This window comes from Pseudoalteromonas sp. 1CM17D (assembly GCF_023161805.1).
Classification (GTDB): domain Bacteria; phylum Pseudomonadota; class Gammaproteobacteria; order Enterobacterales; family Alteromonadaceae; genus Pseudoalteromonas; species Pseudoalteromonas atlantica.
Map to the genome: position 1 here is coordinate 44,651 of NZ_JALNTP010000015.1, position 15,349 is coordinate 59,999.

Sequence of the window (15,349 nt, forward strand, 5' to 3'; positions counted from 1 at the left end):
TGCTAAAGCGCTCTGCTAAAGAGCTTAGCTTTAACAGTTAGTACACGTTAAAAAGGAGAGCCGGCATAGGTCGGCTTTTTTGTGTATGAAGGAATTTGAATTAATAAACCGCTACTTTAAAGGTCGTGGTATAACTCGTCGTGATGTAAGCCTAGGAATAGGGGACGACTGTGCATTAGTTACCGTTCCGCAAAACTGCCAACTTGCAGTAACAACTGATACGCTTGTATCGGGTGTTCATTTTTTTGATGACATTTCTCCCCGAGCATTAGGACACCGAGCACTGGCCGTCAATCTAAGTGATTTAGCAGCCATGGGGGCTGAGCCTACTTGGGTGTCGGTGGCATTAACCCTACCAAATATTAACCAGCAGTGGATTGAAGAATTTACTGAGGGAATGCACGAAATTGCTGAGTACTTTAATGTACAAATAATTGGTGGCGATACTACGCAGGGCCCTTTAACAGTTACTATATGCGCTAAAGGCACTGTGCCAGAGGGCAAAGCTTTACGCCGTGCAGGTGCTAAAGTGGGCGACTGGGTATGTGTAACCGGCACGCTAGGTGATGCCGGCTTGGCTATTGAATCTCGCAAGCGTGGCCTAAGTATTGAGCCTGAGCACTTAAAGTACATAAATAGCCGCTTTGATTACCCCACTCCACGGGTGGCTGCAGGGCAAGTATTACGTGGCCTTGCTTCATCAGCTATTGATGTGTCTGATGGCCTTATGGCGGATTTAACCCACATACTTGATATGTCACAAGTCAGCGCCAGTATCAATATTGAAAACATCCCAACCTCAGACGCTATGCGTTCAAGCCTGAGCTTTGAGGCGCAATTGCCGTATATTTTAGGCTATGGCGATGACTACGAATTACTTTTTACTGTCTCTGAAGATAATAAAAGCATGTTGGAGCTTAAATTACGTCAATACGGCGTAGAAGCAACGTGCATAGGGCAAATAAAAAGTGGCGAAGGGCACATTGAGCTTTTACACCACGGTGAAAAATTTAATTTTGAGCAACAGGGCTTTGAGCACTTTGCCAAGGAGCAGGTTTGACTAGCAAAAAACAGTTTAATTTAAAGCGCCCGCACCAGTTATTTGGCTTAGGGTTTGGCACTGGCCTTGCGCCTGTTGCGCCAGGCACCTTTGGTACATTTGCTGCTTTACCATTTATTTTTATGACCATGTATTTTCCGCTTTGGCTACAAATCGTGTTTGCCGTGGTTATTAGTATTTTTGGTATTTGGGCGTGTGGCAAAACCGCCGATGATTTAGGTGTGCACGACCACCCAGCTATAGTGTGGGATGAAGTTGCGGGTTATTACATCACGATGATTGGCGCAGCGCTTAGTTGGCAAACCTTACTTGTAGGCTTTTTATTATTTAGATTTTTTGATATTGCCAAACCAGGCCCGATCAAAACGCTCGATAAGCGAATGGACGGTGGCGTGGGTATAATGGCTGATGATGTACTTGCCGGTATTTTTTCGCTTATTTGTTTGCAAGCGTTAATAAAAGCAGGTTTACTACCCTTTTAATTTTTGTGTTTTATTTGTTTAACTAGGTGGCAGCGAAATGATGCGATTTTTACTGGTATGTGTACTTATGTTGTGTGCCATGCCAAGTTGGGCTTCTATTACTGATTACGTTGTTAAGCAATGGAATATCAAAGATGGCTTGCCCTCACAATCGCTCAAAAGTGTTGTGCAAGATCAGCAAGGCTATATGTGGGTCGGAACGCAATTTGGTCTTAGTCGCTTTGACGGCACAACTTTCACTAATTACAACACACAAAATAGTCCTTTTTTGCCAAGCAATGGTATTAATAAACTGCTCATAGATAGTAATGGCTATCTGTGGGTGGGCACTAAAAGTGGCTTGGTGGTCATAAACCCGCAAACGCTTGCCGCACAAGAATTTAATATTAAAGGCCCAGTTAGAGACATATTAGAAGATGCCAAGGGCAGCATTTGGATAGCAGCTAATGGGCTTTATTATGTAGACCGCAACCAAGTTGATTTACGTGATAAAGCGAACGAACTCGTTCCTATTGTAAATGCTACTGTGATCACCCAAATAGTGGGGTCGGTGAGTCAGATGGCGCTTTCTCCAGAGGGGATTTGGCTTGTCAACGACCGTCATTTACTACGCTTAACTAAAAGCGCCTCTGATTTTTCAAAACTCAGGTTAGAATTAACAGCTAAGGTGTCATTGCCTGAGCGGTTAGCACAAACCATTGTTCATGATCTGTCTTTTTTAAATGGTAATTTATATTTAGCCTCTGAACTGGGTGCCTACTTTTTAGATTTAGACGATGAGCTAAGACCTTTCCCACTGCCGAATGCGAATAACTCAGCTGTGTATAAATTTATGAGCGACACCAATGGTGGCTTATGGGTTTCTACTTATGGACGACTGCTTTTTAGAGCTAAGTCGGGTGAGTGGCAATGGGTTGAGCCAAGTCAGCTAGATCAAAGTATTTGGTTTGCCGATATTTACCGCGATAGCCAAAATAATATTTGGCTTGCAAGTTTTAGCGAAGGCTTATGGCTTGCACACGAAGGGCGTATTGAGCGCCACTCTGCTTTATCGCAAATGACAGAGGCCGTTATGGCAATCAGCCAAGCGCCCGATGGTAATTTATGGGTGGCAAATAAAAGTGGTATTGGGTATTTCGATTTAAATAAAAACTTTGTCAATAAAATACCCAGTGCGCAATTTGGCCGTGCAACAGTACACGACTTACAGTTTGATGGGTCGCGTTTATATATAGCGACCGGACGAGGGCTGTTTTTTTACGAGCAAGATAAACTATACAGTTTTCCTGGCAGAGCCCTGCGCGACAATCCGGTATTCGCTATTAGCCCATCAAGCAAAGGTGGTTTTTGGATAGGTACAGGGCGTGGCTTGTATAGGCTAAGTTATGGCGGGTTAACACCCTTTGCATACAATGCCTTTTTAGGCAGTAAATTTATAACGTATGTGCTCGATAAAGCAAACTTTGGTGTAATAGGGACCAGTAAAGGGGCGTATTACTTTACTGACCGTGGCATTGAAAAAATAGGTGACCAAACTTCGCTCGAAAGTGCATACATCACCAGCGTATTACATATAGATGGTGTAGGTATTTTAATTGGCTCGCTTAATGACGGCTTATTTTACAGAAGTTTACAAGGGCATTGGCGACAGTTAGATGCAGCCAACGGCTTACCCTATGGCTCTATTTTTAGCCTAGAGTATGACGAAACCTATAAGCGTGTATGGGTAAGTACCATGAAAGGTGTTTACCGTATGCCAGTAGCGCAATTTAAATCAGAGGTGTCGAGCTTAAAAGTGGAAGAGGTTATTTCTTCTTTTGATAGGCAGCTCGATGGTAAAGCAAGCCAGTGTTGTAACGGTTTAGGACACGATGCCGTTGCCATGACCGATTATTCAATTTGGTACCCAAGCTTACAAGGCATTGTAGAAATACCTAAAAATACCGAGCTATTTGGCCTAAATGTATTAAAGCCTAAAGTAGAAACACTAACCACACCTCTGCGTGCATTAACTACCGCAGCATTGGGCGAAAAGCCTTTACTAGATACTGATGAGCGCGACATAACGTTAAAGTACACCGCCATCGATTATTATGCGCCAAATAGTATTGAGTTTAGATATAAGTTAAGTGGGTTAGATAGTGATTGGCGCTATGCTAATGCACGCCGAGAAGCCATTTATACAAATTTACCGGCGGGGTCATTTTTATTTGAGCTTGAGGCAAAACGCCAAGGCGAAGATTGGGACAGAGCGCAAACTGTCGAGTATGCATTTGTAGTACCGCAGCGCTTTGACGAAACTATTTACTTTAGATTGCTAATTGTTAGTGGCTTTATTTTACTGTTTTACTTTATTTTTTGGGTATTTAGAGCGCAAGAGCGCCGTAAGCAAGAAGTACTAGAAGCCCTGGTAACAGAGCGTACATTAGAGCTGCGCCAAGCTAACGATAAATTAGGCCAAGTAAACTCACAGCTTAAACTAGTTAGTCACTCAGATGAGCTTACAGGGCTACGTAGCCGTCGCTTTTTGTTTGATCAGCTCCCTAAAGATATTGAGCACTTCCAACGTAATGCGCAGTCTTTACAAGCGCAAGGAAAGTCACTTGTACTGCTTATTATCAACTTTGATAACTTTAGCCGTATAAACGATGCGTATGGCCCAATAGCAGGGGATAGCTGTTTACAACAAATGGCAGCATTACTTAATTCGCGTACCCAAGGCTCTGACTATGTAGCACGCTGGAGTGGAGATGAGTTTTTATTATTGCTGCGCGATTTTAAGTGCAACTTGATTGACAGCTATGCCTCTGATTTATGCCAAGCAATCGCATTAAATTCGTTTCAATTACCAAACGGTAAAACAACCAATATTACGGCTTCATTGGGGTGGTCTTTTTACCCACTGCCGCTTTTAGGTGGGCAAGTAATAAGCTGGGAAACGTCGATAAACTTAGCCGATATAGCGCTTCATCAGGTTAAAAAACGTGGTGGTGACGGTGTGGCAAATATTACGTTTGATAAACAGTTGGATGCGTTTGAGTTTGAGCAAAATTCGAATGTAGATCAGCAGCTGGGTATTTTACAAAGTAATGGCTTAGCAGATATTAAAGTGTGGATGCGATAAAGTTAAATCGATACCTTTTATATGCGTGTTGGCTATTGATAGTTAAACCTAACGTATGAAGTAATGAGAAAGCTAAGCTGTAAAAGGCTTAGGTAAAAAAAGGAGCTTAAAAGCTCCTTTTTTTATTTAATTAAGCGATAAACGATTTTATTGAATTTAAAATGCCTTGTTCACCTAAGCCCATTTCATCGTGCATTTGCGCTTGTGTGCCGTGCTTAATAAATTCATCAGGAATACCTAAGTTAAGCACTTTTAGGTTGGCTTTTTGCGCTGCTAAATATTCATTAACCGCTGAGCCTGCGCCACCACAAATAGCGTTGTCTTCAAGCGTTACTATTACATCATGAGTTTGGCTAAGCTCATCTAATAAACTTGTATCAAGTGGCTTAATAAAGCGCATATTAACTAGCGTTGCACCTAGCTCACTTGCAGCAAGTTGCGCGTTTTCAAGCAAAGTACCAAAGGATAAAATAGCAATTTTAGCGCCTTGTTTAATGGTATTGGCTTTGCCTATTTCTAGTAGCGTCATTTCGCTTTGAATATCGGCAGTACCGGCACTACCACGAGGGTAGCGAACCGCTACAGGGCAATTAGCCTTATAACCGGTATAAAGCATATGGCGGCACTCGTTAGTATCACTTGGGGCCATAATAACCATGTTTGGAATACAGCGCATAAAGCTTAAGTCGTACGCACCTTGGTGTGTTTCGCCGTCGGCGCCTACAATACCAGCGCGGTCTATAGCAAAAAGCACAGGTAAGTTTTGCAGTGCAACATCATGGATAAGTTGATCATACGCACGTTGTAAAAAGCTCGAGTAAATAGCTACAACGGGTTTTAACCCTTCACAGGCAAAACCGGCGGCCAATGTGACAGCGTGCTGCTCTGCTATAGCTACATCGAAATATTGCTCTGGGTGCTCTTTTGAAAAACGCACCATACCTGAGCCTTCACGCATTGCCGGGGTAATAGCCATTAATTTTTTATCTTGCTCGGCCATATCACACAACCAATCACCAAACACCTTAGAGAAAGTGGCGGCGCCAGGTTTAGATTTAGGTAAGCTTGATGTATTAGGGTCAAACTTTGGCACACCGTGATAGCCAATAGGATCAGCTTCTGCGGGTTTATAGCCTTTTCCTTTTTGGGTTTTTATATGTAAAAGCTGAGGCCCTTTTAAATTACGCATATTACGCAGTGTATCTACGAGCATATTTACATCGTGGCCATCAATTGGGCCAATGTAATTAAGACCTAGTTCTTCAAAAAAGGTACCTGGAATAACCATTCCTTTTAGGTGCTCTTCTACTTTACTGGCAAGCTCTTTAACAGGAGGCACGCCAGAGAGTAACTTTTTACTGCCTTCGCGAATATTTGTGTAAAAGCTGCCAGATAAAATACGCGCAAAGTGATTAGTTAACGCACCGACGTTTTCAGAAATCGACATTTCGTTATCATTTAAAATGATTAACATGTCAGATTTTACATCGCCTAAGTGGTTCATAGCTTCAAATGCCATACCTGCTGTAATGGCGCCATCGCCTATAACGGCAACAGTTTTGCGGCCTTTGCCTTCTTTTTGAGCCGCAATAGACATACCAAGTGCTGCCGAAATAGAGGTACTTGAATGGCCTACGCTAAAGGTATCGTATTGGCTTTCTTCACGAAAAGGGAATGGATGTAATCCGTCTTTTTGGCGAATTGTATGCATTAAATCGCGTCGTCCCGTTAAAATTTTATGCGGGTACGCTTGATGGCCTACATCCCATACAAGGCGATCTTCTGGTGTGTTATACACATAATGTAGAGCAACGGTAAGCTCAACAGTTCCTAAACCAGACGCTAAATGGCCGCTACTTTGCGAAACAGAGTTGAGTAAATAGTCTCGTAACTCGTTGCTAAACGCAGGGAGTTTATCTTGCGCTATATCGCGTAAGTGGGCTGGTTCGTCAACCAAGTTAAGTAATGGATACTTGCTACTATCAAGTGTCATGGTATTTATTTTATCCTTCGCTAACACCGGTGCTAACTTATTAGTTGTTACCGCTGTTGAGTAATAATGTCAGTGCTAAATGGCAATACGTATATGTAACACTCAATGGTCACGTTTAATCAGGTAGTTTGCCAGCGCCGCTAGAGTAGAGGTATCAGCATCTATTTTGTTTAATGCTTGATGCGCTTGCTCTATTAAATTTTGCGCCATTTGCTTGGCACCTTGCATACCTAATAGGGCCGGATAAGTTGCTTTATTAGCAGCTAAATCAGAGCCTTGTGGCTTACCTAAAGTAAATGTGTCACCTTCAACATCTAAAATGTCGTCGTGCACTTGAAATGCCAGCCCTATAGCATACCCAAAAACACGTAAGTTTTCTAAGGTTTGTTTGTCTGCTTTTTCACTACATAATGCACCCAATGTAATGGCACAGTTGATTAAGGCACCCGTTTTTAATTTATGAATTCGTTCAAGCTGTTGTACTGTAATCACTTTATCTGTGGCTGCAATATCTAGCCCTTGCCCGCCTACCATGCCTTCAAGCCCCGATGCTTTAGCCAGTGCGCTGATCATTTTTACTTGTGTTGATGCGCTGCAGGTGAAATTGTGAGCCGAGATAAGTTCAAAGGCTAATGTTTGTAGTGCATCGCCTGCTAAAATTGCATGCGCATCGTCAAACTCTATATGGCAAGTTGGGCGTCCACGGCGAAGGTCGTCATCATCCATGGCTGGTAAATCATCGTGCACCAACGAGTAGCTATGAATACACTCAATAGCAGCAGCAAGAATATCTAAATCTTGCTTATTAGCTCCAAGCATTTCACCACTTGCGTAGACTAAAAAGGGGCGTAAACGCTTGCCACCGTTAAATAAGCCGTACTGCGTAGCTTCTTTTACTGTGTGTGCGGTATCAAGGGGTTGATCAAAGTACTGTTGCAGGGTCTTTACGACATCTTGTTGAGCACATTCTATTTTTTCTTGTATGCTCACGGTTATTCCATATCGCTGTTAAATGAAGTAAGCGCTGCTTTTTCGTCATTACCCATCAAAATAGACACTTTTTGTTCTGCTTGTTGTAACTTACCCGTTGAGGCGTTAGCTAAGGCTATACCACGCTCAAATTGCTTTAACGACTGCTCAAGCGATAAATCACCTTGTTCCATTTCACCGACAATGGTTGATAGTTCTTCGAGTGCTTGTTCAAAACTTAGGTTTTCAGGTTTTTTAATCGCCATGTTTAATTTCAGCCAGCATGATAAATTTAGGAGCCAATTTTAGGGGGAATGCTAAACTAGGTCAAAGGATGATCGTTGTTTTTTGAGTTATATCAGTTTAAATCGTATTTTTACCATGTATAAGATGCGTATTAGTGCTCACTGTGTACAATAAAATTAATCAGTCGCTAGGCGAGTAGGGTATCTTGATCTAAAATTAGGCCAAACACAGTGTTTTACACTTTTTTCAAAAATGGCTTAAGTATTTCAGTATCTTGCCGATAAGCAGTTAATAATAAAAGTTTGAATAACAAAGTATAATACTTTGGAGGAAATGTGGATTTAGCAACCATAATTGGGATCCTTGGCGCAATTGGTTTAATTGTCATGTCCATGTTTATGAGTAGTAGCGGTGAAATGGGGATGTTTGCCGACGCGCCTTCTAGTGTAATTGTATTTGGTGGCTCACTATTTATTGTGTTATCAAACTTTACCTTGTCGCAGTTTTTGGGCATAGGTAAGGTTGTTGGTAAAGCATTTATGTTTAAAATCGAATCGCCAGAAGAGCTGATTGAAAAAGCAGTTGAACTTGCTGATTCAGCCCGTAAAGGGGGGTTTTTAGCCCTCGAAGAAGCCGAAATACCAAACCCTTTTATGCGCAAAGGTGTAGATATGCTCGTTGATGGCCACGATGCTGATGTAGTTCGTGCCACGCTTCAAAAAGACATTTCTTTAACCACAACTCGTCACGAACTGGGCGCCGGTTTATTTAAGTCACTTGCCGATATAGCCCCTGCAATGGGTATGATAGGAACGTTAATAGGCTTAGTTGCTATGTTATCTAACATGGATGACCCTAAAGCCATTGGCCCCGCAATGGCGGTGGCATTATTAACTACTTTATATGGTGCATTTTTAGCAAATGTAGTGGCTATTCCTATTCAGGTAAAACTGGAGCTTCGCAAAGACGAAGAAGCCATGAATCAGCGTCTAATACTGGATGCTATTTTAGGTATTCAAGATGGCCAAAACCCGAAAGTAATTGAAGGTATTTTGAAAAACTACCTTGCTGAGTCTAAGCGCAAAGTAGATACCGAGGAGTAACCATGTCTGATCAAGAGTGCAAATGCCCACCCCCAGGTTTGCCTGCTTGGATGGGAACATTTGCCGACTTAATGTCGCTTTTAATGTGCTTTTTTGTACTTTTGCTCGCGTTTTCAGAAATGGATGTACTTAAATTTAAGCAAATAGCAGGCTCGATGAAGTTTGCATTTGGTGTGCAAAACAAAATAGAAGTAAAAGATATCCCTAAAGGGACCTCGGTTATTGCTATGGAATTTACCCCAGGTAAGCCTGAACCTACCCCGATAGAAACCATTCAGCAACAAACCGTTGAAATGACCCAGCAAATGTTAGAGTTTCAAGCGGGTGATGAAAGCTCTGCTGGTGGTAGACAAGAGCAACGTGGCGATAAACGTGGTGGCGAGTCACGTAGTACATCGCAGCAGCAATCTTCAGAGCAAGCAACTTCAGCCGCCGATCAAGAACAAACTAACGAGTTAGTGAAAAAAATAGCACAACAGCTCGAAAAACAAATTATCGACGGTGCAATCGAGCTTGAATCTTTAGGGCAGCAAATCATTATTCGTATCCGTGAAAATGGCTCATTCCCCTCTGGCAGTGCTTTTTTACAACCTAAGTTTAAGCCCATAATTCAAGATATTGGTGAGTTATTAAAAGATGTACCTGGTGAAATTACGGTATCGGGTCACACCGATGATTTTCAGGTTTCTAACGAGTTATATATTAATAACTGGGACTTATCGTCAAAGCGTGCAGTAGCAGTAGCAAGCGAATTACAAACGGTACAAGGGTTTGATAAAAACCGCATGATGGTAGTAGGGCGTGCTGATACTCGTCCACTTGTTCCGAATGATTCAAACGAAGATAGGCGTAGAAATCGCCGAGTAGAAATATCAATCTTACAAGGTAAGGCTAAAGAGTCAGACCCTATTGATGTGCGCTAGGCGAGTAGCGGGCGCTAATTTCTCTAATTAAGTTTCTTTTTAAGGTACTTAATCGCCTAAGTATCTTGGCAAGTTCATTATTTTAGCTTAAAGTACATTTCTTTAACATATGTAATGGTGTTTCTGTGAAAATAATCGATAAATATTGCTATATGCCGGGAAATGGTTCTGGTGGTGACGATGATAAGACTAATGATTAACTATGTTTAGATGGTTCAATGAGTTATATGCATTTATTGAGCTCAGCTGGGTTTTGTTTTTACTTCCCGCTATAGTTATTTTTTTTCTACGAAAAGATTATTTAGCACTCAGGTTTGTTTGTATCACGAGTGCTTTTTTCTTATTTGGTGCTTTTATATATGAGCCTTTAAAAACGTTTGATAAAGATATTAACATTTACAGGTACGTCATTTGGGCTTTTAATGATATTGCTTGGATGGCATTAATTGCTTATCTAGGCTTAAAAGATAAAGTTTATTTATGGCAATGTGTATTAGGGCAACTTGTGGTTGTAATGGCCCCAACTTTACAGTTGTTCAGAGTTGTAGATCGCCATTTATGGGATTTATCCTATAGTACTTTAATGTATAAAACTCTTTTACCTCTGATTAATATTTCTACTGTAGTAGTATGTTACCTCCCTCTTATTTATATTTTAGTTAAAAACAAAGAGGACCAGATTAGTAGTAAATATAAAACTCCCTCCCCCTAAAATAGCTGTGCTAAACTACTGTTCATATAAACAGTTAATGAGCAACTCCCATGAAACTCTATATCGCAGAAAAGCCATCACTTGGCAGAGCTATTGCTGATGCATTGCCAAAACCACATAAAAAACACGATGGTTATATAGAAGTGGCTAATGGTGACTGTGTCTCGTGGTGTATAGGGCACTTACTTGAGCAAGCAGAACCCGATGACTATGATGAGCGTTTTAAAAAGTGGCAGTTTGAACATTTACCTATTGTGCCTGAGCATTGGCAACTTAAAGCAAAGCCTAAAACTCGTAAACAACTCACTATTTTAAAAAAGCTAATCAAACAAGCAACAACACTTGTACATGCTGGCGATCCTGACCGTGAAGGCCAGTTATTAGTTGATGAAGTTATAGAACAAGCAAAAATCAGCCAAGCAAAAAAACAAAATATTCAGCGTTTATTGATCAGTGACTTAAACTTAACGGCAGTTAAAAAGTCACTAAATAGTATGCGTGCTAACCGTGACTTTATTCCTTTGAGCGTTTCTGCTCTGGCGCGGTCTCGTGCTGATTGGTTGTTTGGCATGAACTTGACGCGTGCATACACATTAGCGGGGCAAAAAGCGGGATTTGGTAATGTATTGTCGGTTGGGCGAGTGCAAACACCCATTTTGGGCCTAGTAGTTAATCGCGATAACGAGATAGCAAATTTTGTATCAAAACCATTTTATGAAGTACTTGCTCACCTTGATACACCTAAGGAGCAATCATTTACTGCTAAGTGGATACCAAGTAAAGCGTGCGAACCTTATCAAGATGAAGAGGGCAGAGTGCTTAACAAAGCTTTAGCTGAAAATGTAACTTCACGTATCGCTAATCAACCAGCAAGCGTAACTGCTCTTGAGCAAAAGCAAAAAAAAAAAACCGCGCCGCTTCCCTATAATTTGTCTGCTTTACAAATAGATGCCGCTAAAGCGTTCGGATTGCCAGCGCAAAAAGTGCTCGATATTTGCCAGGTTTTATATGAACGTCATAAGTTAATTACTTACCCACGCTCAGATAATCGTTATTTACCAAAAGATCATCACCAAGATGCAGCTGCGATACTAAAAGCGATTGCAGTAAATGGAGGCCAAAAAGCAGAATTTGTTAATGGAGCAGATGCAAAAAAACGAAGTAAATGTTTTAACGATTCAAAAGTAGCAGCTCACCACGCGATTGTACCAACAGCTAAACAGTTAAAAACTGTGAGTTTAGCAAGTGATGAAGAAAAAATTTATCAGTTAATAAGTCGACACTATTTAATTCAGTTTTATCCCGATTACATTTACAACGAAACCAAGGTAGAGGTAACTATAGCGGGTGGTTTATTCAAAGCTAATGCAAAACAAGATGTAAGCTTGGGTTTTAAATTGCTTATGGGTAAGTCAGAACTTAAAGAAGAAGCAACATTGCCTTATTTGGAAAAAGGCATGGTACTTACCTGTACTAAAGGTGAGGTGGTGCAAAAGCATACAACTCCTCCTGCTCATTTTACCGATGCAACCTTACTTGCTGCTATGACGGGAATTAGCCGTTATGTAAAAGACTCGCAAATCAAAAAAATATTAAAAGAAACAGATGGCCTTGGTACTGAAGCCACTCGCGCAGGTATCATTGAACTATTATTTAAACGTCGCTTTTTAAAACGTGAAGGAAAAGCAATTAAAGCAACTGAAACAGGTCTGGCACTAATTAGTGTATTACCTGAGGGGTTATCAAGCCCCGATTTAACTGCAAAATGGGAGTCGAGTTTAGGAGATATCGCTCAGCAAGCAATGAGTTATCAGCAATTTATACAGCCTTTGCTAGCTGATTTAACTAATTTTGTAAGCCAAGCAACTAACTGCGATAGTAATGTATTTGCACATTTGCCAAAAACATCGCCTAAGAAGCGTTTTGCTAAACGTACAAAGAAAGCGCCGTATAAAAAGTCGAGTTACAAAAAAAGCCCTGCGGTAAATTAAACTCAGGGCTTGAAAATAACCTTGAAGATTATTGATTGAATAATGCCGCAGCGGCATTGCTCATTGCAGTTATTCCTGTTGGAAGCGCTACTTTATAATCGGGAGCAAATTTACTTGAATGTAATGAAGGGAGTGTTTCGTTATTTTTCATTGCATTTGTATATTGCTGTTGGTTAACTCCGCCTAACCAAAATAAAGTAATGGGGATGTTTTCATCTGTTCTACCATATAGTCCAAAGTCTTCACCAGCCATAACCGCTTTTGTTTCAAGTACATTTTTTACACCAATTGCATCAGCAATGGCACTCCTAACTATATTTGTTTGCTCCGGATTATTGTAAGTAGATGGAATCGATTCACTTTCATGAACATACACTTCTGGGTAGAGCGCTTTTTCTAGACCTGCACTTTGTGCAATACCTGCAGTAATACGTTTAATCGCAGCAATTTGCGCGTTTCTAACTTCCGGGTTATAGCTACGCAGAGTAAGTTGTAGCTTTACTTCATCAGAAATTACATTGTGTTTTGAGCCGCCATGGATAGATCCAACAGTGATCACTGATGGTTCAAGAGGAGATAACTCCCGACTCGTAATTGTTTGTAATGCTAAAATGGTGCGAGCAGCAATAATAACAGGGTCAACAGTCGTATGTGGATAGGCTCCATGGCCTCCTTTACCTTTTATTGAAATATCAACTGAGTCGACGCTTGCCATAGTGTACTCATTTTTCAGAGCAACTTTTCCTGCCGGTACGCTGGCACTAACATGTAAAGCAATAATATGATCGGGTTTTGCGTATTTGCTAAATAACCCCTCACTAAGCATTGCTTTTGCACCACCCCCAACTTCTTCAGCCGGTTGCGCAACCATCATTAAAGTACCTTGCCACGACTGTTTATTTTTAATTAGTTGTTGCGCGGTGCCTATAAATGAACTCATATGAATATCATGACCACAACCATGCATAACACCGACTTTGCTACCTTGTTTATTTATTGTGGTAACAGTTGATGCGTATGCTTTTCCAGTTTGTTCTGTTATCGGTAAGCCATCAGTATCAGTTCGAATCATAACGGTAGGGCCTTGACCATTTCTATATATACCTACGACGCCATAACCGCCAACGCTATTGGTTACATCAAACCCAAGCTTTTGAAGCTGCGAAGCTATTTTTTTACCTGTTTGTTGCTCATGATAAGACAGTTCAGGTGACTGGTGTAAATCTAGATAAAGCTTTTCTATTGCTGGCATACTTTTATCGAGATCCAGCTTAAGTGTTTGTGCACTTAATAGTGGGCTAACTAGTAAACACAGTGCACTCGCATAGGCTAATTTCATATTTCCCTCATTTATATAGTATGTGTGTCTTAAATGATTTAGACACATGTCTTGTAATTATTATCTTCATCACCATATAAAAACCTAAATAGATGAACATGGCAATAACTCAATGAGCAATATAGTTAGTCTTAACGCACAAAACCTTCAGCAAGTATTAGGTGAAACATCACAACAAAAGTTAGTACTACTTAACTTTTTTTCGCCACAAAGCCCAGAATGTATTAGCCAAGCAGCTATTTTAGATAAGCTAGCCGCCGAATATAATAACTATATAGTTGTTGCAAACTTAGATTGTGATGCAGAGCAAGCTTTAGCCTCTCAACTTGCCCAGCAAGTCGGTTTACAAACCTTGCCTACTTTAGTGTTATTAAAAGACTCAGCTCCAGTTGATGTATTAGCGGGTGCACAAACAGAAAGCCAAGTACGTGACGCTCTATCTAAACACTTACCTGCTCAACAAGACCTATTATTAGAGCAAGCCAAGCAAGCACTGGTTAATAGTGATTTAAATGCCGCGTTTAATTATGCTAAGCAAGCGTATGAATTAGATAGTAGTAATGCGAGAATTAAATTAGTGCTTGCAGATATATGTATACAGATTCACAAACTCGATGAAGCCGCAGCATTAATAGAAACAATAGACGCACAAGATCAAGATGCATACTTTAATAACATTAAAGCTAAATGTGAGGCTGCACTAGAGGCAACTGATTCACCTGAAATAAAAGCATTGCAAGAAAGGGTAGCCAAGCATCCTAATGAGCTTGAATTACAAATGGAGCTAAGTAACCTACTCAATGAAGCAGGAAGGAAAGAAGAAGCATTAGAAGCACTCTTTACTATTCTTAAGAAAGATCTGAATTTTGATGAGGCTAAGCCAAACTTCTTGGCTGTTATTGCGTCTTTACCAGATGGCGATGCGCTAGCTGCTAAATATCGTCGCAAGCTTTATAGCATTTTGTATTAACGATTAAGATAAACTCTCTATAAAAAGCACCTATGTTAAGGTGCTTTTTTGTTTCTGCGTTAGGATAGTAGGGTAAAAGCAAGGTTATCCACAGGGGTTTGTGGGTATCTTGTGTGTCTGGGTGGGGTATCTTTGGGGTAAAAATTAAATGCAAAAAAGCGTTTAAAAACGCTTGCGTTAAAATCGATTCGCCCTATAATGCGACCCCACTGAGACGGGGAACGCCAACGCATAGCGAGGCACGAGCTACTCAGTGAGTCGAGTGAAACTTAGTTCTGAAAACTTCAAAGTTTAACAAAATTAAGTATTGACAAAAAAATAGGAAAGCGTAATATGCGCAGCCCTAGCGAAATAAAGTTAAACGCTTTAATCGCAACGTTCTTTAACAATATAAAGCAATCATCTGTGTGGGCACTCGTACAGATTGAGTTCTAACA

At 40.8% G+C, this 15,349-nt stretch carries 12 protein-coding genes; 8 read left to right on the forward strand and 4 right to left on the reverse strand.

The window, feature by feature from the left end:
• Window positions 1–85 precede the first annotated feature (85 nt).
• Genes thiL through MSC25_RS18845 form a run of 3 tightly spaced genes read left to right on the forward strand, consistent with a single transcriptional unit; the run spans window position 86 to window position 4,666 of the window.
• On the forward strand, window positions 86–1,060 hold the full coding sequence (thiL, locus tag MSC25_RS18835) for a thiamine-phosphate kinase (RefSeq protein ID WP_055254703.1): 975 nt from the start codon (window positions 86–88) through the stop codon (window positions 1,058–1,060).
• On the forward strand, window positions 1,057–1,542 hold the full coding sequence (locus MSC25_RS18840) for a phosphatidylglycerophosphatase A (RefSeq protein ID WP_024031690.1): 486 nt from the start codon (window positions 1,057–1,059) through the stop codon (window positions 1,540–1,542). Before thiL ends, MSC25_RS18840 begins: the two co-directional genes overlap by 4 nt.
• Before the next feature lie 37 nt (window positions 1,543–1,579).
• Window positions 1,580–4,666, forward strand: coding sequence for a ligand-binding sensor domain-containing diguanylate cyclase (locus tag MSC25_RS18845; RefSeq protein WP_248444312.1), 3,087 nt, complete (start codon window positions 1,580–1,582; stop codon window positions 4,664–4,666).
• A gap of 130 nt (window positions 4,667–4,796) precedes the next feature.
• On the opposite strand, the gene dxs is transcribed toward MSC25_RS18845, so the two are convergent.
• The 3 genes from dxs to MSC25_RS18860 all read right to left on the reverse strand — a co-directional run bounded on the left by dxs (window position 4,797) and on the right by MSC25_RS18860 (window position 7,894).
• Window positions 4,797–6,659, reverse strand: a complete 1,863-nt coding sequence (gene dxs / locus MSC25_RS18850; protein ID WP_096042164.1) for a 1-deoxy-D-xylulose-5-phosphate synthase — start codon at window positions 6,657–6,659, stop codon at window positions 4,797–4,799.
• Between the two features lie 102 nt (window positions 6,660–6,761).
• Complete coding sequence (ispA, locus tag MSC25_RS18855) at window positions 6,762–7,649, reverse strand: (2E,6E)-farnesyl diphosphate synthase (RefSeq protein WP_126006121.1); 888 nt, start codon at window positions 7,647–7,649, stop codon at window positions 6,762–6,764.
• Between the two features lie 2 nt (window positions 7,650–7,651).
• Entirely contained in the window at window positions 7,652–7,894 is a 243-nt protein-coding gene (locus MSC25_RS18860) for an exodeoxyribonuclease VII small subunit (protein WP_248444314.1), read from the reverse strand.
• A 315-nt stretch (window positions 7,895–8,209) separates the two neighbouring features.
• On the opposite strand from MSC25_RS18860, the gene pomA reads away from it, so the two are divergent.
• From pomA to MSC25_RS18880, 4 genes are all read left to right on the forward strand, one after another.
• Window positions 8,210–8,977, forward strand: coding sequence for a flagellar motor protein PomA (pomA, locus tag MSC25_RS18865; protein ID WP_004586874.1), 768 nt, complete (start codon window positions 8,210–8,212; stop codon window positions 8,975–8,977).
• Between the two features lie 2 nt (window positions 8,978–8,979).
• On the forward strand, window positions 8,980–9,900 hold the full coding sequence (locus MSC25_RS18870; protein WP_004586875.1) for a flagellar motor protein MotB: 921 nt from the start codon (window positions 8,980–8,982) through the stop codon (window positions 9,898–9,900).
• Between the two features lie 202 nt (window positions 9,901–10,102).
• Entirely contained in the window at window positions 10,103–10,612 is a 510-nt protein-coding gene (locus tag MSC25_RS18875) for a hypothetical protein (RefSeq protein WP_096042163.1), read from the forward strand.
• A 50-nt stretch (window positions 10,613–10,662) separates the two neighbouring features.
• A complete protein-coding gene (locus MSC25_RS18880; protein ID WP_248444316.1) occupies window positions 10,663–12,603 on the forward strand; it encodes a DNA topoisomerase III in 1,941 nt (646 codons plus the stop codon).
• Between the two features lie 28 nt (window positions 12,604–12,631).
• Here MSC25_RS18880 and MSC25_RS18885 read toward each other — a convergent pair whose 3' ends face one another.
• Entirely contained in the window at window positions 12,632–13,942 is a 1,311-nt protein-coding gene (locus MSC25_RS18885) for an amidohydrolase (RefSeq protein ID WP_248444318.1), read from the reverse strand.
• A gap of 112 nt (window positions 13,943–14,054) precedes the next feature.
• On the opposite strand from MSC25_RS18885, the gene MSC25_RS18890 reads away from it, so the two are divergent.
• On the forward strand, window positions 14,055–14,912 hold the full coding sequence (locus tag MSC25_RS18890; protein WP_248444320.1) for a tetratricopeptide repeat protein: 858 nt from the start codon (window positions 14,055–14,057) through the stop codon (window positions 14,910–14,912).
• Window positions 14,913–15,349 lie beyond the last annotated feature (437 nt).

Excerpts from the sequence above, each read along its gene's own strand:
- dxs (WP_096042164.1), bottom strand. The coding sequence starts at position 6,659 with ATGACACTTGATAGTAGCAAGTATCCATTACTTAACTTGGTTGACGAA.
- thiL (WP_055254703.1), top strand. The coding sequence starts at position 86 with ATGAAGGAATTTGAATTAATAAACCGCTACTTTAAAGGTCGTGGTATA.
- MSC25_RS18875 (WP_096042163.1), top strand. The coding sequence starts at position 10,103 with ATGTTTAGATGGTTCAATGAGTTATATGCATTTATTGAGCTCAGCTGG.
- MSC25_RS18885 (WP_248444318.1), bottom strand. The coding sequence starts at position 13,942 with ATGAAATTAGCCTATGCGAGTGCACTGTGTTTACTAGTTAGCCCACTA.
- MSC25_RS18870 (WP_004586875.1), top strand. The coding sequence starts at position 8,980 with ATGTCTGATCAAGAGTGCAAATGCCCACCCCCAGGTTTGCCTGCTTGG.
- MSC25_RS18890 (WP_248444320.1), top strand. The coding sequence starts at position 14,055 with ATGAGCAATATAGTTAGTCTTAACGCACAAAACCTTCAGCAAGTATTA.
- MSC25_RS18845 (WP_248444312.1), top strand. The coding sequence starts at position 1,580 with ATGATGCGATTTTTACTGGTATGTGTACTTATGTTGTGTGCCATGCCA.
- MSC25_RS18860 (WP_248444314.1), bottom strand. The coding sequence starts at position 7,894 with ATGGCGATTAAAAAACCTGAAAACCTAAGTTTTGAACAAGCACTCGAA.
- MSC25_RS18880 (WP_248444316.1), top strand. The coding sequence starts at position 10,663 with ATGAAACTCTATATCGCAGAAAAGCCATCACTTGGCAGAGCTATTGCT.